Source organism: Frigoribacterium faeni (assembly GCF_011761235.1).
Classification (GTDB): Bacteria; Actinomycetota; Actinomycetes; order Actinomycetales; family Microbacteriaceae; genus Frigoribacterium; species Frigoribacterium faeni_A.
This window is the reverse complement of the sequence record NZ_JAAOYW010000001.1, coordinates 236,065-262,761: the sequence shown is the minus strand read 5'-3', so window position 1 is coordinate 262,761 and position 26,697 is coordinate 236,065. Positions and strand designations below refer to the sequence as shown.

At 72.9% G+C, this 26,697-nt stretch carries 27 protein-coding genes; 23 read left to right on the top strand and 4 right to left on the bottom strand.

The annotated features are described in order from the left end of the window. Nucleotides 1–116: 116 nt before the first annotated feature. Genes FHR78_RS01215 through FHR78_RS01205 form a run of 3 tightly spaced genes read left to right on the top strand, consistent with a single transcriptional unit; the run spans nt 117 to nt 3,405 of the window. Nucleotides 117–1,049, top strand: coding sequence for a WcbI family polysaccharide biosynthesis putative acetyltransferase (locus tag FHR78_RS01215; protein WP_166758707.1), 933 nt, complete (start codon nt 117–119; stop codon nt 1,047–1,049). Next, complete coding sequence (locus FHR78_RS01210; protein WP_166758706.1) at nt 1,046–2,065, top strand: hypothetical protein; 1,020 nt, start codon at nt 1,046–1,048, stop codon at nt 2,063–2,065. The genes FHR78_RS01215 and FHR78_RS01210 overlap by 4 nt, the downstream gene beginning before the upstream one ends. After that, nucleotides 2,062–3,405, top strand: coding sequence for a glycosyltransferase (locus FHR78_RS01205; protein ID WP_166758705.1), 1,344 nt, complete (start codon nt 2,062–2,064; stop codon nt 3,403–3,405). The genes FHR78_RS01210 and FHR78_RS01205 overlap by 4 nt, the downstream gene beginning before the upstream one ends. Before the next feature lie 72 nt (nt 3,406–3,477). On the opposite strand, the gene FHR78_RS01200 is transcribed toward FHR78_RS01205, so the two are convergent. Then, nucleotides 3,478–3,750 (bottom strand): hypothetical protein, encoded by a 273-nt coding sequence (locus FHR78_RS01200; protein WP_166758704.1) that lies wholly within the window; start codon nt 3,748–3,750, stop codon nt 3,478–3,480. A 183-nt stretch (nt 3,751–3,933) separates the two neighbouring features. Here FHR78_RS01200 and FHR78_RS01195 point away from each other — a divergent pair, with 183 nt between their 5' ends. Beyond that, complete coding sequence (locus FHR78_RS01195) at nt 3,934–4,764, top strand: DUF817 family protein (RefSeq protein WP_208392737.1); 831 nt, start codon at nt 3,934–3,936, stop codon at nt 4,762–4,764. Here the strand turns inward: FHR78_RS01195 and coaBC are convergent. Continuing rightward, nucleotides 4,748–6,031 carry a bifunctional phosphopantothenoylcysteine decarboxylase/phosphopantothenate--cysteine ligase CoaBC gene (gene coaBC, locus FHR78_RS01190; protein WP_166758702.1) on the bottom strand — a complete coding sequence of 428 codons (1,284 nt, stop codon included), beginning with the start codon at nt 6,029–6,031 and terminating at the stop codon, nt 4,748–4,750. The genes FHR78_RS01195 and coaBC overlap by 17 nt on opposite strands. Before the next feature lie 106 nt (nt 6,032–6,137). Between coaBC and FHR78_RS01185 the strand changes: the two genes are divergently transcribed. The 19 genes from FHR78_RS01185 (at nt 6,138) to FHR78_RS01095 (ending at nt 24,701) form a co-directional block, all read left to right on the top strand. Then, nucleotides 6,138–6,947 carry an NRDE family protein gene (locus FHR78_RS01185; protein WP_166758701.1) on the top strand — a complete coding sequence of 270 codons (810 nt, stop codon included), beginning with the start codon at nt 6,138–6,140 and terminating at the stop codon, nt 6,945–6,947. A gap of 119 nt (nt 6,948–7,066) precedes the next feature. Beyond that, a complete protein-coding gene (locus tag FHR78_RS01180; RefSeq protein ID WP_166758700.1) occupies nt 7,067–7,933 on the top strand; it encodes a transporter substrate-binding domain-containing protein in 867 nt (288 codons plus the stop codon). Between the two features lies 1 nt (nt 7,934). Next, entirely contained in the window at nt 7,935–8,600 is a 666-nt protein-coding gene (locus FHR78_RS01175; protein WP_347877995.1) for an amino acid ABC transporter permease, read from the top strand. After that, complete coding sequence (locus tag FHR78_RS01170; protein WP_166758699.1) at nt 8,587–9,411, top strand: amino acid ABC transporter ATP-binding protein; 825 nt, start codon at nt 8,587–8,589, stop codon at nt 9,409–9,411. Before FHR78_RS01175 ends, FHR78_RS01170 begins: the two co-directional genes overlap by 14 nt. Before the next feature lie 79 nt (nt 9,412–9,490). After that, complete coding sequence (locus tag FHR78_RS01165; RefSeq protein WP_166758698.1) at nt 9,491–10,801, top strand: SufS family cysteine desulfurase; 1,311 nt, start codon at nt 9,491–9,493, stop codon at nt 10,799–10,801. Continuing rightward, nucleotides 10,798–11,247 carry a Fe-S cluster assembly sulfur transfer protein SufU gene (sufU, locus tag FHR78_RS01160; protein ID WP_166758697.1) on the top strand — a complete coding sequence of 150 codons (450 nt, stop codon included), beginning with the start codon at nt 10,798–10,800 and terminating at the stop codon, nt 11,245–11,247. The genes FHR78_RS01165 and sufU overlap by 4 nt, the downstream gene beginning before the upstream one ends. Before the next feature lie 171 nt (nt 11,248–11,418). After that, complete coding sequence (thrS, locus tag FHR78_RS01155) at nt 11,419–13,329, top strand: threonine--tRNA ligase (RefSeq protein WP_243862048.1); 1,911 nt, start codon at nt 11,419–11,421, stop codon at nt 13,327–13,329. Beyond that, nucleotides 13,326–13,910: an HIT family protein gene (locus tag FHR78_RS01150; RefSeq protein ID WP_208392834.1), complete on the top strand. Its 585-nt coding sequence runs from the start codon at nt 13,326–13,328 to the stop codon at nt 13,908–13,910. Before thrS ends, FHR78_RS01150 begins: the two co-directional genes overlap by 4 nt. Before the next feature lie 54 nt (nt 13,911–13,964). Then, nucleotides 13,965–14,885: a pyridoxal 5'-phosphate synthase lyase subunit PdxS gene (gene pdxS / locus FHR78_RS01145; protein ID WP_166758696.1), complete on the top strand. Its 921-nt coding sequence runs from the start codon at nt 13,965–13,967 to the stop codon at nt 14,883–14,885. After that, nucleotides 14,875–15,492 (top strand): pyridoxal 5'-phosphate synthase glutaminase subunit PdxT, encoded by a 618-nt coding sequence (gene pdxT / locus FHR78_RS01140; protein ID WP_347877994.1) that lies wholly within the window; start codon nt 14,875–14,877, stop codon nt 15,490–15,492. The genes pdxS and pdxT overlap by 11 nt, the downstream gene beginning before the upstream one ends. 113 nt (nt 15,493–15,605) lie before the next feature. Next, nucleotides 15,606–16,370, top strand: coding sequence for a YebC/PmpR family DNA-binding transcriptional regulator (locus FHR78_RS01135; protein ID WP_166758695.1), 765 nt, complete (start codon nt 15,606–15,608; stop codon nt 16,368–16,370). Nucleotides 16,371–16,374: 4 nt separating this feature from the next. Then, the gene (ruvC, locus tag FHR78_RS01130) at nt 16,375–16,950 is read left to right on the top strand and encodes a crossover junction endodeoxyribonuclease RuvC (RefSeq protein ID WP_166758694.1); all 576 of its coding nucleotides are present in this window, start codon (nt 16,375–16,377) and stop codon (nt 16,948–16,950) included. Next, entirely contained in the window at nt 16,947–17,561 is a 615-nt protein-coding gene (ruvA, locus tag FHR78_RS01125) for a Holliday junction branch migration protein RuvA (RefSeq protein WP_166758693.1), read from the top strand. Before ruvC ends, ruvA begins: the two co-directional genes overlap by 4 nt. Continuing rightward, on the top strand, nt 17,558–18,583 hold the full coding sequence (ruvB, locus tag FHR78_RS01120; RefSeq protein ID WP_166758692.1) for a Holliday junction branch migration DNA helicase RuvB: 1,026 nt from the start codon (nt 17,558–17,560) through the stop codon (nt 18,581–18,583). The genes ruvA and ruvB overlap by 4 nt, the downstream gene beginning before the upstream one ends. 81 nt (nt 18,584–18,664) lie before the next feature. Next, nucleotides 18,665–19,102, top strand: coding sequence for a preprotein translocase subunit YajC (gene yajC / locus FHR78_RS01115; RefSeq protein ID WP_166758691.1), 438 nt, complete (start codon nt 18,665–18,667; stop codon nt 19,100–19,102). 93 nt (nt 19,103–19,195) lie between these two features. Next, a complete protein-coding gene (secD, locus tag FHR78_RS01110; RefSeq protein WP_166758690.1) occupies nt 19,196–20,956 on the top strand; it encodes a protein translocase subunit SecD in 1,761 nt (586 codons plus the stop codon). Continuing rightward, on the top strand, nt 20,956–21,960 hold the full coding sequence (gene secF / locus FHR78_RS01105) for a protein translocase subunit SecF (protein ID WP_166758689.1): 1,005 nt from the start codon (nt 20,956–20,958) through the stop codon (nt 21,958–21,960). The genes secD and secF overlap by 1 nt, the downstream gene beginning before the upstream one ends. Continuing rightward, nucleotides 21,957–22,322, top strand: a complete 366-nt coding sequence (locus FHR78_RS01100; protein WP_347877993.1) for a rhodanese-like domain-containing protein — start codon at nt 21,957–21,959, stop codon at nt 22,320–22,322. The genes secF and FHR78_RS01100 overlap by 4 nt, the downstream gene beginning before the upstream one ends. Nucleotides 22,323–22,418: 96 nt before the next feature. Then, the gene (locus FHR78_RS01095; protein WP_347877992.1) at nt 22,419–24,701 is read left to right on the top strand and encodes a RelA/SpoT family protein; all 2,283 of its coding nucleotides are present in this window, start codon (nt 22,419–22,421) and stop codon (nt 24,699–24,701) included. 28 nt (nt 24,702–24,729) lie between these two features. Here FHR78_RS01095 and FHR78_RS01090 read toward each other — a convergent pair whose 3' ends face one another. Together FHR78_RS01090 and FHR78_RS01085 are read right to left on the bottom strand one after the other, a co-directional pair. Beyond that, nucleotides 24,730–25,284 carry a type IV toxin-antitoxin system AbiEi family antitoxin gene (locus FHR78_RS01090; protein WP_166758688.1) on the bottom strand — a complete coding sequence of 185 codons (555 nt, stop codon included), beginning with the start codon at nt 25,282–25,284 and terminating at the stop codon, nt 24,730–24,732. A gap of 92 nt (nt 25,285–25,376) precedes the next feature. Then, the gene (locus FHR78_RS01085) at nt 25,377–26,615 is read right to left on the bottom strand and encodes a DUF349 domain-containing protein (protein WP_166758687.1); all 1,239 of its coding nucleotides are present in this window, start codon (nt 26,613–26,615) and stop codon (nt 25,377–25,379) included. Between the last annotated feature and the right edge of the window lie 82 nt (nt 26,616–26,697).

Genomic DNA, 26,697 nt, shown 5'->3' with positions numbered 1-26,697 from the left:
CACACTAGTAGCTGACGGGCCGTCGTGCCCGGTCGCCCGAGGTGGCCCTCGGGACGCCTCATCCAGCACGATGGGGTCGTCGCGCCCGCCGTCCGCGGGGCCGACGGAGAGGCAGCATGACCCACCCCACCCCGGCCGTCGACGGCCGCACCCGTCACTACGGGCATTTCTACGGCCTCGACGAGCCCGAGGGCGACGGACCGGTCGCGCTCGTCGTCGGCAACTGCCAGGCGGAGTCCCTCCGGATCGCCCTCGACGGGGGCGGCCTCCGCACCGTCAGGACACCTGCTGTTCACGAGCTCGTCACCGCCGACCTGCCGCACCTGGACAGGTGGCTGGCCCGCGCCTCCTTGCTCGTCTCGCAGCCGGTGCGCGACGACTACCTCGACCTGCCCCTCGGCTCGCGGCAGCTGGCCGCCCGTCTCGGCCCCGGGGCGAGGGCCGTCGCCGTGCCCGTCATCCGGTTCGCGGGCCTCTACCCGACGTCGGCGATCGTGCGGCCGCCGCACGACCCGTCGCTCGTGCCGCCGGTCGTCGAGTACCACGACCTCGTCGTGCTGGCGGAGGCCGGCGCGCGGCGCGACGGCACGACCCGGCCCCTGCCGCGGCTCGACGTCGACGCCGTCCGCGCCGTCGCCGCGCTGTCGCTGCACGAGCTGCGCCGACGCGAGGAGGCGCACGACGCGGTCGTCGTCTCGGACGTGTTCGACGACCCGTCGTTCGCCCAGATGCGCACCCTGAACCACCCCGGCAACCCGATCTGGACGGCGCTCGCCTCGCGCGTCCGCGACCGGCTCGGCCTGCCCGAGCACGTCGTCGACCCGGGCCGGCCCCTGCTCGACAGCGTGCACGCACCCCGCCTGCAGGCCGTCGTGGACGCGTTCGACCTCGACGACGCGCCGACCGACCACTGGGTCGTCGGGGGCACGCCCGTGCCCGGCGAGGAGGTCAGGGAGGCGCACCTCCGGTGGTACGAACGGGAGCCCGCCGTCGTCGACGCCGGGCTGGCCCGGCACGCCGACTCGCTGGCCCTGCTGGGGCTCGCGTGACCGCCGCCACGCGCGGCGTCCCGGCCCTGGTCGTCACGGGCGACGCCGAGCACGGCGTGAGCGGGCTCGCCCGACACGTGGCCGAGGCCGTCGCCTCCCGCGTCGGGCGCGACCTGACGACCACGCCCGACGAGCTGGCCGGGGCACGGCCGCCCGCCGCCGCGCACCTGCACTTCACGGACCGGCTCTGGGGGCCGACCCCGGAGGCCGCCGCCGACCGCCTCGTCGACCTCGCCGGCCGCACCCGGCTGACCGTCACCCTGCACGACCTGCCCCAGCCGTCCGACGGCGAGCGCAACCTGCGGCGGCGCGGCGACTGCTACCGCCGGGTCGTCGAGGCCGCGGCGGGCGTCGTCGTGAACAGCGCGCACGAGGCGCTCCTGCTGGCCGAGCACACCGTCGCCGGGGCCGACCCGGCCGTCGTGCCCCTGCCCGTCGAGTCCGCGCCGCCCGTGGGGCAGCGCCCCGAGCCCGACGGCACCGCCGCCGTCATCGGCTTCGTCTACCCCGGCAAGGGCCACGCCGAGGTCGTCGACGCGGTCGCGCGGCTGCGCGGCGACGGACCCGCCGGCGGCCTCGGCGTCGTGGCGCTGGGGCGCGCCAGCGCCGGGCACGAGGCCGAGACCGCCGAGCTCGTGGCCGACGCCGCCGCCGCGGGCGTCGTGCTCGACGTGACCGGCTACCTCGACGACGCGGTGCTCCTCGACCGCTGTCGCCGCGCCTCCGTTCCCGTCGCGGTGCACCGCCACGTGTCCGCCTCCGGGTCGATCACGACCTGGATCGGCGCCGGGCGCCGCCCGATCGTGCCCGACACCCGGTACTCGCGCGAGATGGCGGCGCTCCGGCCGGGCACGCTGACGCTGGTCGACGACGGGCCCGAGGCCCTCGCGGCCGCGCTGGCCCGCGCCGTCGCCGACCCGGCGTCGACCTGGCTCGCCCCCGACGCGGTGACGGCGCCCGACCTCGACGACGTCGCGGCCGCCTACCTCGCCTGGTGGACGGGATCGGCGTCGTGACCGTCGGCGGACGGCACGAGGAGGCGCCGGCACGGCCGACGGGAGGGGTCCCGGGCAACCGCTGGGACCTCCTCGACGGCGTCGTCCCCGACCCCCTGCCGACGGTCTCCGTCGTCGTGGCCCACTACCGGCAACAGGCCGAGCTCGACCGGACCCTCGCGGCGCTCGCCCGGCAGGACCACCCCGCCGAGCTGCTCGAGGTCGTCGTCGTCGACGACGGCTCGCCCGAGCCGCCCACGGTCCCGGACGGCGTGCGGCTGGTCGTCCAGGCCGACGAAGGGTTCCGGCTGTCCGCGGCGCGGAACCTCGGGGTGCGGTCGTCGACCGGCGACGTGGTGTGCTTCCTCGACGCCGACACCGCGCCCGAGCCCGGCTGGGTGAGCGCCATGACGCGCCTGCCGGCGCTCGCCTCCGAGGCGGTCGTCGTCGGCACGCGTCGCCACGCGGACTTCACGGGGGTCGCCCACGACGCGCCCGTCGAGCACGAGGGCCCCCGGCACGAGCTGCCCTCCCCGGGCTGGCTCGACGACGCCTACCGGGCGAGCCGTGACCTGCTCGACGCCGACGACCGCTCGTACCGGCACCTCATCGGTGCCGTGGTCGCCTGCAGCCGGTCGTTGCTCGAGGCCGTCGGCGGGTTCGACGAGGGCTTCACGACCTACGGCGGCGAGGACTGGGAGTGGGCCTGGCGGGCCTGGCGCGGCGGCGCGCTGCTCGCCCACGAGCCCCGGGCCGTGGCCTGGCACGACGGCCCGGACTGGGCCGGGCGCGACCCCGAGGACCGACAGCGGCAGAAGAACGACGAGACGGTCGCGCTGAGCCGGCTGGTGCCCGTCGCGGGCTCGCGGCCGCGCGGACTGATCGGCGGCGCCCCCGACACGGTGGTCCGGCTCGCCGCGGCCGACTCGGCCGGGGCCGCGTGGCTCTGCGTCGACACGGTGCTGGCGGCGCTCCCGGCGTCCGTCGTCGTCGTGCCCGACGAGCACCTCGCGCTGTTCGCGACGGATGCCCGGGTCGTGGCCGCGTCCGATCCGGCGGCGTCCGTCGCCGCGGGCCGGGCGCGGGTCGCCGTGGACCTGCCGTCGCCCGTCCGGGTGCGGGACGCGGCGCCGCTCGTCGAGGCGGTGGCGTCGGTCGGGGTCGGCGTGCTCGGCACGGTCGAGGTCACGGACGAGGCCGGTGCGCGGGCGATCGTGCGCGTCCGCTCGAGCCGGGCCGAGGCCCGTGCCGCCCGGCACGGCACCGAGGACCTCTTCGAGACCCGGCGCGGGCCGGCGGCGTGGTGCGAGCCCGTGCTCGGCGAGCCCTCGCTCGCCGCCTACCTCGGCGGCTGGGGCTGACGCCGTCGCCGGGCTGCGGGGCGCGGGGTCGACGGCCGACGACGCGACGACGGACGCGCCCCGGCGCCCCCGCTAGTCGGCGTGCTTCTTCGACGTCTTGGTGACGAGGGCGTCCCGCTCGCCGCGCAGCGACTGGACGGTCTCCGGGTCGAGGAAGTCGACGAACGGGTTGGGCTGGCCCGTCTTGTCGGCGACGACCTGCGAGTAGGCCGAGGCGGCCTGGCGCACCTTCTCGGTCGCCCGGCCGGCGCGCTTGGCCGAGACGGGACGGTCGCTCATCACCTCGCCGTGGTGCTCGAGGGCCTTGAGGAGGGACTTGAGGGCTGCGTCGATCTTCTTGCTCACGAGGGCATTGTGGCGCACGGAGGTTAACGCGCAAGCCGTCGCTCCCCGCGGGCGGGCGGGCGCCGTCCGGCGCCGATGTCCCCACGGCGGACGACCCGGGTGCTCCCCGAGGACGACGCGCGCGGCCCTGCCCCGCTCGTAGCGTCGACGGGGCGCCGACCCCCGGCGCCGAGGGAGGCGGTCGTGACCGGAGCCAGGATCGTCGCGGGCAGTCCCGCAGGAGGCGCCGCCCGCCTCCTCGAGGCCGGTCGCGACCTCGTCGCGTTCGGCGTGCAGCAGGCGCTCTCGTGCGCCTTCGCCGTCGCCGTCCTGGCCGGCCTCGCCGTCACCTCCGTCGTCGACCTCGGCCTGCCCCGCTACGACGCGATGCTCGTCTGGTGCGTCGTGGTGCAGGTCGTCTTCGTGGCGACGCGCCTCGAGACGCGGGACGAGCTGGTCGTCATCTGCCTGTTCCACCTGCTGGGGCTCGGCCTCGAGGTGTTCAAGGTCGCCGTGGGCTCGTGGTCGTACCCGGAGCCCGGCGTGCTGCGGATCGGCGACGTGCCCCTCTACAGCGGGTTCATGTACGCGGCCGTGGGCAGCTACGTCTGCCAGGCCTGGCGTCGTCTCGACCTCCGGGTCGACCGCCTGCGGATGCTGCCCACGCTCGCGCTGGCCGTGGCCTTCTACGTGAACTTCTTCACGAACCACTGGGTGGTCGACCTGCGCTGGGCGCTGCTCGGGGTCGCGGTCGTGCTGCTCGGGCGGACGTGCGTCACCTACCGCGTGCGCGGCCGCGACCGCCGGATGCCCCTGCTCGTCGCCTTCGCCCTGATCGGGTCGTTCATCTGGGTCGCCGAGAACGCGGCGACGCTGATGGGCGCGTGGACCTACGCCTCGCAGGCGGACGGGTGGTCGCTCGTGCACCCCAGCAAGATCGGCTCGTGGACGGTGCTGGTGGTCTTCAGCTTCGCCCTGGTGCTGTGGCTGAAGCAGCGGGGAGACCGGGACGGGACCGTCAGCCGAGCAGCCTGACGACGGCGTCGAGCAGGGCGTGGGCGGTGTCGGACTTCGTGCCGCTCGACTCGCCCACGACGTCTCCGCCACGGCCGAGCACGACCGCGACCGACTCGTCCCGGCCGAAGCCCTCGGTCCAGCCCACCTGGTTGAGGACGAGCAGGTCGGCGGGCTTGCGGGCGAGCTTGCGGCGGCCGAGGGCGAGCAGGTCGTCCCGGCCCGTCGACGTCTCGGCGGCGAAGCCGACGACGACCTGGCCCGGACGGCGGCGCTCGACGAGTCCTGCGAGCACGTCGACGGTGCGGACGAGCTCGAGGGCGAGGCGGTCGCCGGCGTCGTCCTTCTTGAGCTTCGACGGAGACACGGAGGCGGGGGCCCAGTCCGCGACGGCGGCCGCCATCACCACGACGTCCGCGGTCTCGGCCGCCGCCGTGGTGACGGCGTCGAGGTCCGCCGCCGTGGGGGCCGGTCGCACCTCGACGCCGGGCAGCCGGCGGACGGCGGCCGCGACGTCGTCGTCGACGTGGGCCGCGACGAACACGACGCGGGCGCCGCGTGCCGTCGCCGCCTGCGCGATCGCCAGCCCCTGCTTGCCGCTCGACCGGTTGCCGATCCAGCGCACGGGGTCGATCGGCTCGCGCGTGCCCCCGGCCGTGACGACGACGACCCGGCCGGCGAGGTCGCGGGCGGGCGCCTCCTCGGGGCTCGCGGCCACCGCGGCGAGCGCCGCGTCGACGATGACGTCGGGCTCGCTGAGGCGTCCCGGTCCGCTGTCGCCGCCGGTGAGCGGCCCGTCGTCCGGGCCGACGACGAGCACGCCGCGCGACCGGAGCAGGGCGACGTTGTCGACGGTCGACGCCGCCTGCCACATCTGCGTGTGCATGGCGGGGGCGACGACGAGCGGCGCGGTGCTCGCGAGGACGGTGGTGCCGAGCAGGTCGTCGCTGAGGCCGTGGGCGAGCTTGGCGAGGGTGTGGGCGGTGGCGGGCGCGACGACGACGAGGTCGGCCTGCTGTCCGAGGGCGACGTGGCGCACCTGGGCGACGTCGTCGAAGACGGAGGTGTGCACGGGGTTGCGGCTGATGGCCTCGAGCGTGGGCGCGCCCACGAAGCGCAGCGCCGCCTCCGTGGGGACGACGTGCACGTCGTGGCCCCGCAGCACGAGCTCGCGGACGACGGAGACGGCCTTGTACGCGGCGATCCCGCCGCAGATGCCGACGACGACGGTGAGCCGCCGGTCGGCGGGGGCCGGGGAGGCGGCGGGGGAGTCGGCGGTGTCGGTCACGGTGGTGCCCCTGTCGGTCGGCCGCCGACGGGGACGCCGCGGCGGGTAGCGTTGCACGCACCACGATGCCTCATCCCGGCGGATCGTGGCGGAGGAGGCAGCCCCTGTGTGCACCGTCGTCGTGTCCGTCGCGCCGGGCCAGGAGTGGCCCGTGGTGTTCCTCGGGCTCCGCGACGAGTCGGCCGACCGGCCGTGGGACCCGCCCGCCGCGTGGTGGCCCGAGCTCGGCGACCGGGTCGAGGGGCTGCACGACCGCGAGGCGGGCGGCGCCTGGCTGGCCACCGCGAGCGGCCCGGCCCGCGCCGCCGTCGTGCTCAACCGCCGCGAGCAGCCCGCGGCGCCGGCCGGGGGCTGGCACACCCGGGGGTCCCTGCCCCTCGACGCCGCCTCGGCCGGACGGCTGCCGACGGGCCGCCCCCTGACCCGCACCTTCAACCTGCTCTCGGCGGACGCCTCCGGGGCCGTCCACACGAGCTGGGACGGCGAGCGGTTGTCGAGCGCCCCGCTCGCGGCCGGCGTCCACGTCCTCACCCACGGGGCGCCCGACGACGAGTCGGTGCCGCGCGTGGCCCGGTGGGCGCCGCGGTTCCGGGCGGCCGCCGCCCCCACCGGGCCGCTGCCCGGCCCGATGTCGCTCGACGCACCGGCGGCCCGGCCCGGGCACGACGGCCGCGCGCCCGACCCGGACGACCGCGAGGGCAGCTGGCGGCCCTGGCTCGACCTGCTGCGCGAGAGCAGCGCGCTGGCGCTGTCCGACGACGAGGCGCTGGTCCGCGCCGACCTGCTGCAGGGCACCTGGTTCGGCTCGCTGTCGCTCAGCGTCGTGGCGCTCTCCGCCGACCGCGTCGCGCACGAGCACCTGCGGCTCGACGCGGGCTCGGGCGTCGACCTGCCGGGGGCGCTGGCCGCCCGCTGACGACCCGCGCAGGGGGCCCGGCGCGTCACGGGGCGACACGGGGAATCACCGCCGCGGTCGCGCGGTTAGGGTCGGAGGCCCGGCAGACCCGGGCAGCTCATCGACCAGGAAGATCACCCGTGACGTTCTCCACCCCCCGCCTCTCCCGCACGACCCGCCTCATCGCCGTCGGCGTCGCCTCCGCCGCGGCCCTCGTGCTGACGGGGTGCGCGCCCGCCTCGACCGACGACGTCGTCTCGCAGACCGGCGACGCGACGGCCGACACGAGCGCCGCGAAGAGCCTGTCCGACATCCAGGACGCGGGCGAGCTCGTCGTCGGGACCGAGGGCACCTACCAGCCCTTCACCTACCACGAGGGCGGCTCGGGGGCCCTCACGGGCTACGACGTCGACGTCGCGACGGCGGTGGCCGAGAAGCTCGGCGTCGAGGTGCGGTTCCAGGAGACCCAGTTCGACGCCCTCCTCGCGGGGCTCGACGCGGGGCGCTTCGACGTCGTCGCGAACCAGATCTCGATCACCGACGAGCGCGAGGCCACCTTCGACTTCTCGACCCCGTACACGGTGAGCCGCGGCGTGGTCGTCACGGCCGCCGACGACACCTCGATCACGTCGCTGGCCGACCTCGCGGGCAAGACCACCGCGCAGTCGCAGTCGAGCAACTTCTACGACACCGCGAAGGGCGCGGGAGCCGACGTGCAGGTCGTCGAGGGCTGGGCCCAGTCGGTCGCCCTCGTCGAGCAGGGGCGCATCGACGCCACGGTCAACGACGAGCTGACCTTCCTCGACTACGTGAAGACCAACCCCGAGCAGGCGGCCGCCATCAAGATCGCGGCGACGACGGACGACGTCTCGCGCTCCGCGCTGGTGACGACGAAGGGCAGCGACGACCTCGTGCAGGCCATGGACGACGCGCTGGCCGAGCTCGCGGCGGACGGGACCCTCTCCACGATCTCCGACAAGTACTTCGGCCAGGACGTCAGCGAGTAACGTGCAGTCCTCACTCGACCTCTTCGGCCGGGCGTTCTGGCCGATCGCGTCGGGTGCCCTGGTGGCCTCGATCCCGCTGGCCCTCGCCTCCATGGCGATCGGCCTCGTGATCGCGCTCGTCGTGGCGATGATGCGCCTGTCGGGGCGTGCCTGGCTGTCCGGGCTGGCCCGGTTCTACACCTCGGTCATCCGCGGAACGCCCCTGCTGGTGCAGCTCTTCGTCGTCTTCTACGGGCTGCCCTCGATCGGCCTGCGCATCGACCCGTGGCCGAGCGCCATCATCGCGTTCTCGCTCAACGTGGGCGGCTACGCGGCCGAGGTGATCCGCGCCGCGATCCTCTCCGTGCCCAAGGGCCAGTGGGAGGCCGCGCACACGATCGGCATGTCGCGCACCCTGGCGCTGCGGCGCATCATCCTGCCGCAGGCGGCGCGCGTCTCGGTGCCCCCGCTGTCGAACACGTTCATCAGCCTCGTCAAGGACACCTCGCTCGCCAGCGTCATCCTCGTCGTCGAGCTGTTCCGACAGGCCCAGCAGATCGCGACCGTGTCGAACCAGTTCCTGCTCATCTACCTCGAGGCCGCCCTGATCTACTGGATCATCTGCCTCGCCCTGTCGTTCGGCCAGGACGCCCTCGAGAAGAGATTGGACCGGCATGTCGCCCGCTGACCCGCCCCTGTCCGGCGCCTCCTCCCGTCCCGCCCGCCCCGGCCAGGCTGCCGAGCTCGTCCTCCGCGTCGAGGGCCTCCGCAAGTCGTTCGGCGCGACCGAAGTGCTCAAGGGCATCGACCTCGAGGTGCGACGCGGCCGCGTGGTGGCGATCATCGGCCCGTCCGGCTCGGGCAAGACGACCGTCCTCCGCTCGCTGAACAGCCTCGAGGTGCCCGACGGCGGCACGGTCACGCTGTCGGACGGCCGGGTCGTCGACTTCGCCGGCAAGGTCGCCAAGCGCGACCTGCTCGCCCTGCGCGACCGGTCGTCGATGGTGTTCCAGCACTTCAACCTGTTCCCGCACCTGACGGTGCTGCAGAACGTGGTCGAGGGGCCGATCCGCGTCCAGGGCCGTGACCCCGAGGAGGCGCGGGCCGAGGCGCGCGACCTGCTCACCCGGGTGGGCCTCGCCTCCCGCGCCGACGCCTGGCCGGTCGAGCTGTCGGGCGGCCAGCAGCAGCGCGTGGGCATCGTCCGTGCCCTGGCGCTGCGACCGGAGCTGATGCTCTTCGACGAGCCCACGAGCGCGCTCGACCCCGAGCTGGTCGGAGACGTCCTCTCCGTCGTCAAGGAGCTCGCCGACGAGGGCTGGACGATGGTCGTCGTCACCCACGAGCTCGAGTTCGCCCGCCGCGTCGCCGACGAGGTCGTGTTCATGGACGACGGCGTCGTGGTCGAGCGAGGGGCGCCCGCCGACGTGCTGAACCGCCCGCGCGAGCCGCGCACGCAGCAGTTCCTCCGCCGCGTGCTCAAGCCGCTCGACGACTGACCGCCCACGACGCAGGGCGCCGGCCGTGCCGCCCAGGCCCGCCGGCCCCGCCGGCCACCACCGACCGGGGAAGGACACCGTGACACAGACCCAGACAGACACCCGCGCGCCGCTCGACGACGCCGAGGTCGGGCGCCTCCGCGCCGACTTCCCGATCCTCGCCCAGCAGGTCTCCGGCGAGCAGCTCGCCTACCTCGACTCCGGGGCCACGGCTCAGCGTCCCCGACAGGTGCTCGACGCCGAGCGCCGGTTCCTCGAGGCCGACAACTCGGCGGTGCACCGCGGCGCCCACACGCTCGCGGCCCTCGCGACCGAGGCGTTCGAAGAGGCGCGCGAGACCGTCGCGCGCTTCGTGGGCGCCGCCTCCCACGAGGTCGTCTGGACGGCGAACGCGACCGACGCGATCAACCTGGTCGCGCACGGCTTCACGGCGGCGACCCTCGGCCGCGGCGGCGAGTCCGCCCGCCGCTTCGCGCTCCGCCCGGGCGACGAGATCGTCGTCACCGAGGCCGAGCACCACGCGAACCTCGTGCCCTGGCAGGAGGTCGCGGCGAGCACCGGCGCGGTCCTCCGCGTCGTGCCGGTCGACGACGACGGCGTCTGGACTCTCGACGACGCCCGTGCCGCCGTCACCGAGCGCACGCGGGTGCTCGCCTTCGCCCACGTGTCGAACGTGACCGGGCTCGTGGCGCCCGTCGAGCAGCTCGTCGAGCTCGCCCACGGCGTCGGGGCGCTCGTCGTGCTCGACGCGTGCCAGTCCGTGCCGCACCGGCCGTTCGACTTCGCGGCCCTCGGCGTCGACTTCGCGGCGTTCTCCGGCCACAAGATGCTCGGGCCGACCGGCGTCGGCGTCCTCGTCGGCCGCGGCGAGCTCCTCGACGCCCTGCCGCCGTTCCGCACGGGCGGCTCGATGATCACGACCGTCACGGTGGACTCGGCCGAGTACCTGCCCGCGCCGCAGCGCTTCGAGGCCGGCACGCAGCCGGTCTCGCAAGCTGTCGCCCTCGCCGAGGCCGTGCGCTACCTCGAGGCCGTCGGCCTCGAGCGCGTCCGCGACCACGAGGAGGCGCTGGCCGAGCAGCTGGTGGTCGGCCTGTCCGCGCTCCCCGGCGTCCGCGTCGTCGGCCCGCCGGCCGGCGTGCCGCGATCAGGCCTCGCCAGCTTCGCCGTCGACGGCGTGCACGCGCACGACGTCGGCCAGTACCTCGACGCCCAGGGGATCGCCGTGCGCGTCGGCCACCACTGCGCTCAGCCCCTGCACCGGCGGCTGGGCGTGACGGCGACGACGCGGGCGAGCACCTACCTGTACACGACCGCCGCCGAGGTCGACCGTCTGGTCGCCGGCGTCGCCGGGGTCCGCGGCTACTTCGGGGCGGAGGACGCCCGATGAGCGCCTCCCTCGACTCGCTCTACCAGCAGGTGATCCTCGACCACGCGAAGGCCCGGCACGGCGACGGCGAGCTCCCCGACGCCGACGCCGAGCACTTCGAGCGCAACCCCACCTGCGGCGACGAGATCACGGTGCGCGTCCGGCTCGAGCCGGGCACCGACCGCGTGGCCGACCTGCGCTGGCAGGGCGCGGGCTGCAGCATCTCGATGGCGTCCGCGTCCGTCCTCTCCGGCCTCGCCCCGGGCCGCACGCTGCCCGAGGTCGCCGAGCTCGTCGGCGAGTTCCGCGCGATGATGCGGTCCCGCGGCGTGGGCGAGCCGGACGACGAGGTGCTCGGCGACGCGGTCGCGCTGCACGGGGTCTCGAAGTTCGTCATGCGCGTCAAGTGCGGCATGCTCGCCTGGGTCGCGGCCGAGGCCTGCGCGACCGAGCTCGCCGCCCGCTGACGGGCACCCGACCGCCGTCCGGTCGGCACTAAACTGGCCCGCGTCCCCGAACGTCAGGAGCCCACCACCGTGTCAGACCAGCCTGCCCCCGCCGTCGACGGCCCCCAGACCATCGAGGCCGCCGAGACCACGACGGGGCTCGAGCTGTTCACCGACCGGGGCGTCGTCGCGATGCGCGTCGACGGCGAGCTGCGCGACCTCGCCTCCGAGCTGCAGGCCGGCGACGTGGCCGAGGCCGTCACCGTCGGGTCTCCCGACGGGCTCGCCGTGCTGCGCCACTCGGCCGCCCACGTCATGGCCCAGGCCGTCCAGGCCATCAACCCGGAGGCGAAGCTCGGCATCGGCCCGCCCGTCACCGACGGCTTCTACTACGACTTCGACGTCGCGGAGCCCTTCACGCCCGACGACCTCAAGGCGATCGAGAAGGGCATGGAGCGCATCATCCGACAGGGCCAGCGCTTCCGCCGCCGCGTCGTCACCGAGCAGGAGGCCCGCGACGAGCTCGCGGGCGAGCCCTACAAGCTCGAGCTGATCGGCCTCAAAGGCGGCTCGTCGGACGAGATCGGCGACGACGGCGAGTCCGTCGAGGTCGGCGGCGCCGAGCTCACCGTCTACGACAACGTCGACCCCAAGACCGGCGACGTGATCTGGTCCGACCTCTGCCGCGGTCCCCACGTGCCCAGCACCCGCGTCCTCGGCAACGCCACCAAGCTCATGCGCGTCGCCGCGGCCTACTGGCGGGGCTCGGAGAAGAACCCGCAGCTGCAGCGCATCTACGGCACCGCCTGGCCCACGAAGGACGAGCTGCGCGAGTACCAGGCCCGCCTCGAAGAAGCGGCCAAGCGCGACCACCGCAAGCTGGGCGTCGAGCTCGACCTGTTCTCGTTCCCCGACGAGATCGGCTCGGGCCTCGCGATCTTCCACCCCAAGGGCGGCATCATCCGTCGCGAGATGGAGGACTACTCCCGGCGTCGCCACGAGGCCGCCGGCTACGACTTCGTCTACACGCCGCACATCACCAAGGCCAGCCTGTTCGAGACCTCGGGGCACCTGGGCTGGTACAAGGACGGCATGTTCCCGGCGATGAAGCTCGACGAGGCCCGGAACGACGAGGGCGAGGTGACCCGCCAGGGCGCCGACTACTACCTCAAGCCGATGAACTGCCCGATGCACATCCTCGCCTACCGCTCGCAGCCCCGGTCGTACCGCGACCTGCCGATGCGCCTGTTCGAGTTCGGCACGGTCTACCGCAACGAGAAGTCGGGCGTCATCCACGGCCTGACGCGCGTGCGCGGCATGACCCAGGACGACGCGCACATCTTCACGACGCGGGAGAAGATGAAGGAGGAGCTGACCGGCACCCTGAACTTCGTGCTGTCCCTGCTCCGCGACTACGGCCTCACCGACTTCTACCTCGAGCTCTCGACGAAGGACCCGGTCAAGTACGTCGGCGACGACGACATCTGGGACACCGCGACGCAGACCCTGCGCGAGGTGGCCGAGGAGTCCGGCCTCGAGCTCGTTCCCGACCCGGGCGGAGCCGCGTTCTACGGGCCGAAGATCTCGGTGCAGGCCCGCGACGCCATCGGGCGCACCTGGCAGATGTCGACCGTGCAGCTCGACTTCAACCTGCCCGAGCGCTTCGAGCTCGAGTACGCCGCCGCCGACGGCACCCGCCAGCGGCCGGTCATGATCCACCGGGCCCTCTTCGGCACGATCGAGCGGTTCTTCGGCGTCCTCACCGAGCACTACGCCGGGGCGTTCCCCGTCTGGCTGTCGCCGGTGCAGGTCGTCGCGATCCCCGTCGCCGACGAGTACGGCGACTACCTCGACGGCGTCGTGGCGCAGCTGCGCGAGAAGGGCGTCCGCGCCCAGGTCGACCACGGCGACGACCGGTTCCCGAAGAAGATCCGCACCCACACCAAGGCCAAGGTGCCGTTCCAGCTGATCGCCGGCGAGGAGGACCGCGCGGCGGGAGCGGTCAGCTTCCGCTACCGGGACGGCTCGCAGGAGAACGGCGTGCCCGTCGCCGACGCCGTGGCCAAGATCCTCGAGGCCATCGAGACGAAGGCCCAGGTCTGAGCGTGCCCGTCGGCGACGACGACCTGCCCGCCGGCCTCGAGTCGGCGGAGGGGTTCGCCGCGTCGCCCGACGCGTTCCAGCGACTCTGGACGCCCCACCGCGCCGTGTACGTCGGGCAGGGGCAGGGGGCGCTCGACGACGCCTGCCCGTTCTGCGCGGCGCCGTCGCGACCGGACGACGAGGCCCTGATCGTCGCCCGGGGCCGGCACGCCTTCGTGCTGCTCAACCTGTACCCGTACAACCCGGGCCACCTGCTCGTCTGCCCCTACCGCCACATCTCGACCTACGACCTCGCCACGCCCGACGAGGTCGCCGAGATCGGGTCGCTCACGCAGATCGCGATGCGGGTCGCCCGCGAGGTGTCGCACGCCCAGGGGTTCAACCTCGGCATGAACCAGGGCGCGGTCGGCGGCGCGGGGATCGCCGAGCACCTGCACCAGCACGTCGTGCCGCGCTACGGGGGCGACTCGAACTTCTTCCCGATCATCGCGCAGACCAAGGCGGTGACCCAGCTGCTCGGCGACGTGCGGGAGGCGCTGGCGGCGGCCTGGCCCGACGGGGGAGACCAGGCCACTCGGTGACCGGCGGCACATCGGCGACGCACGCCTCCCGGCAGCGCCTAAACTGAGGCCATCATGAGCGACAGCACCCCCACCTCCGTCCCGTCCGCCGGCACCACGACCGGATCGGACCGCGTCAAGCGCGGTCTCGCCGAGATGCTCAAGGGCGGCGTCATCATGGACGTCGTCAACGTCGAGCAGGCGAAGATCGCTGAAGAGGCGGGGGCCGTCGCGGTCATGGCCCTCGAGCGCGTGCCCGCCGACATCCGCTCGCAGGGCGGCGTCGCACGGATGAGCGACCCCGACATGATCGACGAGATCGTCGCCGCCGTGTCGATCCCCGTCATGGCCAAGGCCCGCATCGGCCACTTCGTCGAGGCACAGATCCTGCAGACCCTCGGCGTCGACTACGTCGACGAGTCCGAGGTGCTGAGCCCCGCCGACTACGTCAACCACATCGACAAGTGGAACTTCACCGTGCCCTTCGTCTGCGGCGCGACGAACCTGGGCGAGGCCCTCCGTCGCATCACCGAGGGCGCGGCCATGATCCGCTCCAAGGGCGAGGCCGGCACGGGCGACGTCTCCGAGGCGACCAAGCACATCCGCACCATCTCGAAGGAGATCGCGCAGCTGCAGGGGCTCAAGGCCGACGAGCTCTACGTGGCCGCGAAAGAGCTGCAGGCGCCGTTCGAGCTCGTGAAGGAGATCGCCGAGACCGGCAAGCTGCCCGTCGTCCTCTTCACCGCCGGCGGCGTCGCGACCCCCGCCGACGCCGCGCTCATGATGCAGCTCGGCGCCGACGGCGTGTTCGTCGGCTCCGGCATCTTCAAGTCCGGCAACCCGGCCGAGCGCGCCGCCGCGATCGTCAAGGCGACCACGTTCTACGACGACCCGCAGGTCGTCGCCGACGCCTCGCGGGGGCTGGGCGAGGCGATGGTGGGCATCAACGTGCCCGACCTGCCCGCACCGCACCGCCTCGCCGAGCGTGGCTGGTAACCAGGAGGCGCAGGTCCCGCGGGTCGGGGTGCTCGCCCTCCAGGGCGACTTCCGCGAGCACCTCGCGGTGCTGACCTCGCTCGGGGCGGTCGCCGTCCCGGTGCGGCGGCCCGACGAGCTCGCGGCCGTGTCCGGGATCGTGCTCCCGGGCGGCGAGTCGACGGTGATGGACAAGCTCTCGCGCACCTTCGGGATGGCGGGGCCGCTGCGTGCCGCGATCGACGACGGCCTGCCCGTCTACGGCACGTGCGCCGGCCTCATCATGCTGGCCGACCGCGTCGTCGACGGCGCCGCCGGGCAGCGCACCCTGGGCGGGCTCGACGTCGCCGTGCGGCGCAACGCCTTCGGCAACCAGAACGACTCGTTCGAGACCGACGTCGACGTCCCCGTCCTCGCCGGCCCTCCCGTGCACGCGGTCTTCATCCGGGCCCCCGTGGTCGACGAGGTCGGCCCTCGTGCGACGGCCGTGGGCGTCCTCGACGACGGCCGGGTCGTCGCCGTCGAGCAAGGCAACCTCATGGGCACCTCGTTCCACCCCGAGATGACCGCCGACCTGCGGTTCCACGCACGGTTCCTCGACAAGGCGCGCGCCTGGGCGGCCCGCTGACGCGACCCGCGCCTCCGCGGGCCCGTCCCCGGCGCGGCGGCCGCCGGCGGGCTGCCCGGCGGCGGCCCGGCCGGTAGGATGGTCCGGATCGTCAACCGGAAGTGAGGAGCACCGTGTCCGGGCATTCCAAGTGGGCAACGACCAAGCACAAGAAGGCCGTCATCGACAGCCGCCGCGCCAAGTCGTTCGCCAAGCTCATCAAGAACATCGAGGTCGCGGCGAAGCAGGGCGGGGCCGACATGTCCGGCAACCCGACGCTCGTCGACGCCGTCCAGAAGGCCAAGAAGACCTCGGTCCCCAACGACAACATCGACCGCGCGATCAAGCGCGGGGCGGGCCTCAGCGGCGAGTCCGTCGACTACCAGACCATCATGTACGAGGGCTACGGCCCGAACGGCGTCGCCCTGCTCATCGAGTGCCTCACCGACAACAAGAACCGGGCGGCGGCCAACGTCCGCACGGTCATGTCGCGCAACGGCGGCACCATGGCCGACCCGGGCAGCGTGGCCTACAACTTCAGCCGCAAGGGCGTCATCGCGGTGATGAAGACCGACGGCCTCACCGAGGACGACGTCCTCTCGGCCGTCCTCGACGCGGGCGCCGAAGAGGTCACCGACCGCGGCGAGGGCTTCGAGATCGTGACCGAGCCGTCCGACCTCGTGCCGGCCCGCTCGGCCCTCCAGGAGGCGGGCATCGACTACGACTCCGCCGACGTCGAGTTCGTCCCCGGCCTCAAGATCGAGGTCGACGCCGACACCGCCCGCAAGGTGTTCCGCCTGGTCGACGCGCTCGACGACGACGACGACGTCCAGAACGTCTACGCGAACTACGACGTCCCCGCCGACGTCCAGGCCGTGCTCGACGACGACGACGACTGACCCGGTGACGCTGCGGGTGCTCGGCATCGACCCCGGCCTGACCCGCTGCGGGGTCGGGGTCGTCGAGGTCGACGCCACCCGCCGGGCCACGCTCGTCGCGGTGACGGTCGTGCGGTCGCCCGCCGACATGCCCCTCGAGCAGCGCCTCCTCACCATCGGCCGCGGCATCGAGCAGCTCGTCGACGAGCACCGGCCCGACGCCATGGCGATCGAGCGGGTGTTCGCGCAGAACAACCTGTCGACCGTCATGGGCACGGCCCAGGTGAGCGGTCTCGCGCTGCGGGCCGCGGCCGAGCGGTCCGTGCCCGTCGCCATGCACACACCGTCCGAGGTCAAGGCGGCGGTGACCGGGTACGGCTCCGCCGACAAGGCGCAGGTCGGCGCCATGGTCGCCCGGCTGCTCGGCCTCGCCGAGGTGCCGAAGCCGGCGGACGCGGCCGACGCGCTGGCCCTCGCGATCTGCCACGCGTGGCGTCGCGGCGGCGTCCCCTCGGCTCCCTCCGGCGGAGGCCTCACGGCCGCGCAGAAGGCGTGGCGCGAGGCAGAGAAGTCGGCGCGGACTCCTAGGCTGGGCAGATGATCTCGAGCGTCCGCGGCACCGTGCTGTCCGCCTCCGGCACGAGCGTCGTCGTCGAGGTCGGGGGAGTGGGCCTGCGCGTCGGCGTCACCCCGCAGCTCGCCCTCACGGCGTCGCCCGGCACGACCCTGCAGCTGTTCACCACGCTGATCGTCCGCGAGGACGACCTCTCGCTGTTCGGCTTCGCCGAGCTCGAAGAGCTCGAGGTCTTCGACCTGCTCCGCAGCGTCACGGGCGTCGGCCCCAAGTCGGCGCAGGGCGTCCTGTCGACGCTCACGCCCGCCCAGGTCGCGCAGGCCGTCGCCGACGACGACGACGCCCCGTTCCGGCGCGTGTCGGGCATCGGCCCGAAGACCGCGAAGCTCATCGTGCTGTCGCTGACGGGCAAGCTCGACGTCCGGGCCTCCGCGCCCACGGTGACCGCCGCCTCCTCGACCTCGGCCGACGTGCTGACCGCCCTGGTCGGGCTGGGCTGGTCCGAGAAAGAGGCGCAGGCCGCCATCGACTCGGTCGTCGCCGACCGCGGTCCCGACGTCGCCGTCGCCGTGCCGCTGCTGCTGCGGGCGGCCCTCGGCCACCTCGGGCCGCAGAAGTCGCTGGGCGCGCGCGCGTGAGCGACGACCTCACGCGGCCCGTCGTCGAGTCCGAGGCGGAGCTGGCGTTCGAGGGAGCGCTGCGACCGACCTCGCTCGACGAGTTCGTCGGCCAGAAGAAGGTGCGGGGCCAGCTCGAACTGCTCCTCAAGGCGGCCTCGATGCAGGGCCGCACCCCCGACCACATCCTCATGGCCGGGCCGCCCGGGCTGGGCAAGACGACGCTCGCGATGATCGTCGCGCACGAGAGCGGCCGCCCGCTCCGCATGTCGTCCGGCCCCGCGATCCAGCACGCCGGCGACCTCGCGGCCGTGCTCTCGGCGCTGGTGCCCGGCGAGGTCCTCTTCATCGACGAGATCCACCGCATGGCGCGCTCGGCGGAGGAGATGCTCTACCTCGCCATGGAGGACTACCGGATCGACATCATGGTCGGCAAGGGCGCCGGCGCGACGAGCATCCCGCTCGAGCTCTCGCCGTTCACCCTGGTCGGGGCGACGACGCGCAGCGGCATGCTGCCCAACCCGCTCCGCGACCGGTTCGGCTTCACCGCGAACCTCGAGTTCTACGACGCCGACGAGCTCACCGAGGTGCTGCGGCGGGCCGCCTCCCTGCTCGGCATCCCCGTCTCGGGCGACGCGCTGGCCGAGATCGCGGGCCGCTGCCGCGGCACCCCCCGCATCGCGAACCGCCTGCTGCGCCGCGTCCGCGACTACTCCCTCGTGCACGGACGCGACGCCGACCTCGAGACCGTGCGCGCGGCCCTCAGCCTCTACGACGTCGACGACCTGGGGCTCGACCGGCTCGACCGCGAGGTGCTCTCCACCGTCCTGAAGCGCTTCGGGGGCGGCCCCGTGGGCCTGAGCACGCTGGCCGTCTCGGTCGGGGAGGAGGCCGACACGGTCGAGTCGGTCGTCGAGCCGTTCCTCGTGCGCATCGGGCTGCTCGTCCGAACGCCCCGGGGCCGTGTCGCGACGCCCGAGGCGTGGCGGCACTTCGGCCTGGCCGACCCGGCGACGGGGACCCTCTTCGGCGATGAACTATGATCGCCGACAGGCCAGTCGGCACGAGGCACCCTCACCCCCGCCTCAGCCGCCCATCCCTCTAGCTCCGAAAGGCAGTTCCTCATGGACGCCACAACAGTCGTGATGATCCTCCTCCTGGTGGTCCTCGTCTTCTTCATGTTCCGCAACAAGCGCAAGCGCGACGCCCAGCAGGCCGACCTGCAGTCGAAGCTCGTCCCCGGCGTCGAGGTCATGCTGAGCTTCGGCGTCTACGGCACCGTCGTCTCGATCGACGACGAGGCGAACGTCGCCGAGGTCGAGGTCGCCCCCGGCACCGTCATCCGCGTCCACCGCCAGACCCTCGGCCGCGTCGTCGAGCCCGTCGTGGCCGACGACGACGCCGTCGTCTCCGACGCCGACGAGGTCGACTCCCTCCGTGCCGGCGACGCCCGCACCGCGGACGACACGGTGGTCGACACCACCTCGCCGGCCTACGGCGAGCGGGTCGACGAGACGCGCCTCGACGCCGCCACCGACACGGACGAGCCCCGCAAGGCCTGACCCGCCGACAGCCGGGGCACCGACGGGCGCCCCGGCCCAGACGCCGCCGCGCGCCCCACGGGGCGCGCGCTCCCATGAGAAAGCAGATCCTCCGTGGCACGTTCGACGCCTGTCAAGAAGGCCATCCGTTCCCTGACGTGGTTGCTCGTCATCATCGCCGGCCTCGCCGCGCTGAACGGCACGGCCACCGCGCTCAACGACTCCGGTCGTGACGGCTGGTGGGACGGGGCCAGCTGGGTCCCCGAGCTCGCCCTCGACCTCCAGGGCGGCACGCAGATCACCCTGGCCGCGCAGCTCGACAACGGCCAATCCGTCTCGAGCCAGCAGCTCGACCAGGCCGTGACGATCATCCGCCAGCGCATCGACAGCGCCGGCGTCTCCGAGTCGGAGATCACGCGGCAGGGCGCCCAGAACATCGTCGTGTCCATCCCGGGCCGTCCCGACAACGAGACTCTCGAGCGCATCGAGGCCTCGGCCAAGCTGACGTTCCGCCCGGTGCTCTACACCGAGGCCGTGAGCAACGCGGCCGTCGGCGGCGACGCCGACGCGACGGCGAGCCCCTCGGCCACGCCCTACACGCCGAACCCCGACCTCAACTCGACGCCCACCGCGTCGCCGACGAACGCCTCCGACCTCGCCTGGATCACGGAGCAGCTCGCCGACGAGTACACGAACTACCAGTGCGCGGCCGACAACGACCTGTCGACGGCACGGGACGACGAGCCCCTCGTCACCTGCTCCACCGACGGCACGTCGAAGTTCATCCTGGGCCCCGTCGAGGTGCAGGGCAGCGAGATCAGCGACGCCACCAACGGCCTCGCCACCGACTCCCAGGGCAACTCCACGAACACCTGGGCCGTCAACCTCGAGTTCGACCGCGAGGGCACGCGTCAGTTCAGCGACGTGACGTCGCGGCTCGTCGCGCTCCAGGCGCCCCAGAACCAGTTCGCCGTGACGCTCGACAACCAGGTCATCACGGCTCCGTCGGCCAACGCCGCCATCACCGACGGCCAGGCGCAGATCACCGGGTCGTTCACGCAGGACTCGTCGAAGACCCTCGCCGACCAGCTGAAGTTCGGCGCCCTCCCGATCAGCTTCTCGGTCCAGAGCAACGAGAACATCACCGCGACGCTGGGCCAGACCCAGCTCGTCAGCGGCCTGATCGCGGGCCTGATCGGCCTCATCCTCGTGGTCATCTACTCGCTCGTGCAGTACCGTGCGCTCGCCTTCGTGACGGTGCTGTCGCTCCTCATCGCGGCGCTGCTCACCTACCTGGTGATCGCGATCCTCTCGTGGCGAGAGGGGTACCGCCTGTCGCTCGCGGGGGTGACCGGCTTGATCGTGGCCATCGGCATCACGGCCGACTCGTTCATCGTCTACTTCGAGCGCATCCGCGACGAGCTCCGCGACGGACGCATCCTCGAGAGCGCCGTCGAGTCGGGCTGGAAGCGCGCGATCCGCACGATCATCGCCTCCGACACCGTGAACTTCCTCGCCGCGATCACGCTGTTCATCCTGGCGGTCGGCAACGTCAAGGGCTTCGCGCTCACCCTCGGCCTGACGACGGTCATCGACCTCATCGTCGTGGCGCTCTTCACGCACCCGATGCTGCAGCTCATCGCGCGCACCCGCTTCTTCGGCGAGGGCCACGCGTTCAGCGGCCTCGACCCGAAGGCGCTGGGCGCCGTCTACCGCGGGCGTGCGCAGTTCCGCACCCCGGTCGCCGCGGCGGCCCGCAAGGGCGCCGGCGGCCGCGAGGCGGCCAAGCGCCAGACCATCGCCGAACGCAAGGCGGCTGAGAGCGCGAGCACACGGGTCGACGACTCCGCGCGCGGTGAAGGGAAGGACAGCTGATGGCCAGCTTCTCCAAGTTCGGCAACGACCTCTACACGGGGGCGCGCTCGTTCGACTTCGTGGGCCGACGGCGCACGTGGTACCTGATCGCCGCGATCGTGATCGTGCTGTGCGCCACGGTGCCGTTCCTGCGCGGCGGGTACCACTTCGGCATCGAGTTCACCGGCGGCTCCGAGTTCCAGGTGGCCCAGCCCGCCGAGCTCGACCAGGACGTGGCGTCCCAGACGGTCGACGAGGTCGCGCCGGGCTCGAACCCGCGGGTGACCCAGGTCGGCTCCGACACGATCCGCGTCCAGACCTCGCAGCTCGAGGCGGCGCAGACGAACGACGTGGCGGACGCCCTGGCGACCGCCTACGACGTGCCGGCCGACCGTGTGACGTCGTCGTTCATCGGCGCCTCCTGGGGCGCGGACATCACGGCGCAGGCGATCAAGGGCCTCGTGATCTTCCTGATCCTCGCGGCCATCGGCATGACCCTCTACTTCCGCACTTGGAAGATGTCGCTCGCCGCCATGACCGCCCTGCTGCACGACCTCGTGCTGACCGCCGGCATCTACGGCATCGTCGGCTTCGAGGTCACGCCGGCCGCCGTGATCGGGTTCCTGACGATCCTCGGGTACTCGCTCTACGACACCGTCGTGGTCTTCGACAAGATCCGTGAGAACACCGCAGAGGACGGCGAGGGCTCGAGGCGCACCTTCGGGCAGTCGATCAACCTGGCCATCAACCAGACGCTCGTCCGGTCGATCAACACCTCGGTGGTCGCCCTGCTGCCAGTCGCGGCGATCCTCTTCATCGGTGCCTTCGTGCTCGGCGCGGGCACCCTGCGCGACATCTCGCTGGCCCTGTTCATCGGCATCCTCGTCGGCACGTACTCGACGATCTTCATCGCCTCGCCGCTCTACGCCACCCTGCGCATCGGCGAGAGCGACATCGCCAAGCGCGACGACCGCAAGCGGGCCGACCGTGCCCGCGAGGCCGAGGCCGCGGCGGTGACGTCGTGAGTGCGCCCCTGGGCGGAGGCGACGCCTCCTCGATGCCCGAGGTGACCGCGCAGGAGGCGGTGGCCCTGGTGGGCGACGGCGCGTACCTCCTCGACGTGCGCGAGCAGTCGGAGTGGGACGAGGGCCACGCGCCGCAGGCGGTGCTGCTGCCGCTCTCCGAGCTCGCCGACCGGGTCGACGAGGTCCCCGACGACCGCGACGTGCTCGTGGTGTGCCACTCGGGCATGCGCTCGATGCGCGCCACGGCCGCGCTGCGTCGGGCGGGCCTGCGGGCCGTGAACGTCGAGGGCGGCATGCTGGCCTGGCGCGACGCGCGGGGCGACGTCGTCAGCGACGGCGAACGGCCGGCGTCGGTCGACTGACCAGGAGCGAGTAGCGTTGTCCCGACTCGTGCACGCACCGACGTCCGCTCCCCGAGGACGCGCGTGCCGCACGGGCGAGGACGAGGAGGCGCGGTCGTGACCGAGATCACCACGAGAGAGACCCCCGCGACGCCGGAGCAGGGCGGAACGGCGTCGCTGCGCACGTTGCTGCCGCGGCTCTTCTCCCGCAGCCAGCCCGCTGGCGCCGTCGACCGGCTGGTCAAGACCGTCCGGATGCACCACCCCAAGGCCGACCTCGTCGTGATCGAGCGTGCCTACACCGTCGCCGAGAAGGCGCACCGCGGCCAGCTCCGCAAGAGCGGCGAGCCGTACATCACCCACCCGGTCGCCGTGGCGCAGATCCTCGCCGACCTCGGCATCGGCTCCAAGACGATCGCGGCCGCGTTGCTGCACGACACCGTCGAGGACACCGACTACACGCTGGCCATGCTGCAGGGCGACTTCGGCGACGAGATCGCGATGCTCGTCGACGGGGTCACGAAGCTCGACAAGCTCAAGTACGGCGACAGCGCCCAGGCCGAGACGGTCCGCAAGATGGTCGTGGCGATGTCGAAGGACATCCGCGTGCTCGTCATCAAGCTCGCCGACCGCCTGCACAACGCCCGCACGTGGGGCTTCGTCGAGTCCGCCTCCGCGTCGCGCAAGGCCACCGAGACCCTCGAGATCTACGCGCCCCTGGCGCACCGCCTCGGCATCCAGGCGATCAAGTGGGAGCTCGAGGACCTCTCGTTCGCCGTGCTGCACCCGAAGCTGTACGTCGAGATCGACAACCTCGTGCGGCAGCGGACGCCGCAGCGCGAGCAGTTCGTGCAGAACGTCATCGACGCCGTCAAGTCCGACCTCAAGTCGACGAAGATCCGCGGCGAGGTCGTCGGCCGGCCCAAGCAGTACTACTCGATCTACCAGAAGATGATCGTGCGAGGGCGCGAGTTCGACGAGATCTACGACCTGGTGGGCATCCGCGTGCTCGTCGGCTCGCTGCGGGACTGCTACGCCGTCCTCGGGTCGATCCACGCGCGCTGGAACCCCATCCCCGGCCGCTTCAAGGACTACATCGCCACCCCGAAGTTCAACCTGTACCAGTCGCTGCACACCACCGTGATCGGCCCGAAGGGACGACCGGTCGAGATCCAGATCCGCACCCACGAGATGCACCAGCGCGCCGAGTTCGGCGTCGCCGCGCACTGGAAGTACAAGCAGCGGATGAACGGCGGTCGGGACGACCCCGCGACGGGCGCCCGCACCGAGACCGACATGGCGTGGCTGGCCCACATCTCGGACTGGCAGGCCGAGACTGCCGACCCGGGGGAGTTCCTCGACAGCCTCCGCTTCGAGATCGGCGCGAAGGAGGTCTACGTCTTCACGCCCCAGGGCAAGGTGATCGGGCTGCCGTCCGGGGCGACGCCGGTGGACTTCGCGTACGCCGTGCACACCGAGGTCGGCCACCGGACGATGGGCGCGAAGGTGAACGGCCGGCTCATCCCGCTCGAGAGCGTGCTCAACAGCGGCGACGTCGTCGAGGTCTTCACGTCGAAGAACCCCGACTCGGGGCCGAGCCAGGACTGGCTGGGCTTCGTCAAGAGCCCTCGTGCGCGCAACAAGATCCGCCAGTGGTTCACGAAGGAGCGTCGCGACGAGGCCATCGAGCAGGGCAAGGACGCGATCGCGCGGGCGATGCGCAAGCAGAACCTGCCGCTGCAGAAGCTGATGAACCAGGACAGCATCACCGAGGTCGCCTCGCAGCTGCGCTACGACGACGTCTCGAGCCTGTACGCCGCGGTCGGCGAGGGCCACCTGTCGACCCAGTCCGTGATCGAGAAGGTCGTCGCGTCCGTCCAGCAGGAGACCGAGGTCGAGGGCGAGTACGAGTTCCCGAGCAAGGGCGTCTCGCGCCCCTTGCGGAACAGCGACTCGGGCGTCCTCGTGCGCGGCGCCCCCGACATCCTCGTCAAGCTGGCGAAGTGCTGCACTCCCGTGCCGGGCGACCAGATCGTCGGGTTCGTCACGCGCGGCCAGGGCGTCAGCGTCCACCAGGCGACCTGCCACAACGTGCAGGGCCTGATGCAGGAGCCCGAGCGGATGATCGAGGTCGAGTGGGCCCCGTCGTCGAAGAGCGTGTTCCTGGTGCAGATCCAGATCGAGGCCCTCGACCGCAGCGGCCTGCTGTCCGACGTGACGCGCGTCCTCTCCGAGCACCACGTCAACATCCTCTCGGCGAACGTCTCGACGTCGAACGAGCGACTGGCCATCAGCCGGTTCGTCTTCGAGATGGGCGACACCACGCACCTCGACCGCGTGCTCAACGCCGTCCGTCGCATCGACGCCGTGTACGACGTCTACCGGGTCAGCGCGGGCTGACACCGGCGGGGCGGACCTCGTCGGCCTGTCAGCTGACGAGGGGATCGACCAGGGTCCGCAGGCGCAGCGCAGCCCGGCGACGGTGCGGCAGGCGCCCGTGCCGCCGCACGAGCCCCGTGACGCGCCTCGGGTCGACCTGGTGGTCGGCCATCAGGGTGCGGACGAGCCGCTCGGCGGCGGCAGACCAGTCGTCGCCCCGCAGCAGGTCGAGCACCGTCCGGGTCGGGGAGGTCACCCGCAGACCCCCGAGTCGCATCGTCTCGTCGTCGTCGATGAGCACCTCGCCCACGCGGACATCGGGCCCCGCGTCGTGGTGGCGCGCCGACGAGGGGACGACGGCGTCGAGCCGACGGGGAGGCGCGGCCCTCGCTCCCCAGATCCACGCCGCCGTCTCGCGGGCCGCGATGACGGTCGTCCCCAACGCGTCGGCGAGGGCCGAGGCGCGGCGCACCGGGTCGTCGGGGTCGGCCACCGACGCCCAGCTGTCGACGACCCGGACGAGCTCGCCGTCGAGCGCGGCCGCCTGCAGCTCGACCTCGGGGAGGTCGCGGGCGGTGAGGAGGCGCGGCAGGGTCGGTGGCACCGGCCCAGCTTGCCCGAGACGGCCCGGGACGACGAACCGCCCGCCGCCTCCTGTGGAGAGCGACGGGCGGTGCGTGCCGGGGGAGGAGCGGGTCAGGACCCGAGGGCGTCCAGCCACACGCGACGCGCGTCGAGCGCCTCGCGGGCGTCCTTCACCTTGCGTGCGTCGCCGCCCGCCTCGGCCGCCGCCAGCTCGTCCTCGAGCTTGGTGATGGCGTCCTGCAGCTGGCTGGCGAGGCCCTCGGAGCGTGCCTTGCGCTCCGGGTTGTTCTTCTCCCAGTGCGTCTCGTCGAGCTGCCGCACGTGCGACTCGACCTTGCGCAGCCGGTCCTCGACGGGACGCACCTGGTCACGGGGCACGCGACCGATCTCGTCCCAGCGGAGCTGGATCGTCGTCAGCGCCTCGCGGGCGGAGACCCGGTCGTCGTTCGCGAGGATCTTCTCGGCCTCGTCGAGCAGCTCGAGCTTGAGCGTCAGGTTGCCCTGGTACTCGGCGTCGTCCTGCGCGACGATCTCGCCCTTGGCCGCGTAGAGCACGTCGCCGGCGCGCTTGAAGCGGGCCCACAGCGCGTCGTCGTACTTCTTGCCGGCACGACCGGCGCGCTTCCAGTCGTCGAGCAGCCGCCGGTACTCGGGGATGCCGTCGGCGCCCTTGGCGGCGAGGCCGTCCGCCGCCTCGACGAGGGCCTGCTTGCGCTGGCGTGCCTCGCGGTGGGTGGCGTCGAGGTCGGCGTAGAACGCCTTGCGGTGCTGGTCGATGGTGGAGCGGGCGGCCCGGAAGCGCTTCCAGAGGTCGTTGCCCTCGCCCTTGGGGATGCGGGGCCCCTCGGACTGGTGCTTCTGCCAGCGGGCGAAGATGTCGTCGACGGACGCCGTGACCTGCTTCCACTGCACCCGGGCGGGATCCTGCGCGGCGAGGGTCTCGGCCTCGACGACGAGGGACGTGCGGTACGCGACGGCCTCGGCCAGCGCCTCCTGCGCCTCGGCGCTCTGCTTCTCGGTGAGCTCGCCCACCGTGCTGTCGAGGGCGTCGACCCGGGTGCGGAGCGCCGCGACGTCGCCCACGGCGCTGGGCTCGACCAGCAGCTGCTTGAGGTGCGCCACCGTCTTGGCGACGTCGGACGCCGAGGCGCCCCGCTTCACGCGCTGCTCGAGCAGGGTGACCTGCCCGTTCAGCTCGGTGTACTTGCGCTCGTAGTAGGCGAGGGCCTCGGCGGGGGTGGCGTCGGGGTACTGGCCCACAGCCCTCTCGCCGTCGCCCTCGCGAACGTAGACGGTTCCGTCGTCGTCGACGCGGCCCCAGGGTGCCTGATCGTCAGTAGCCACTGTCATCCCTTGCTGGAGGTGCTCGTCGCGGAGCCCAGGACGGGTTCCGGCGATGGGTCCCCAGCCTATTGCACGAGCACCCGGGAGG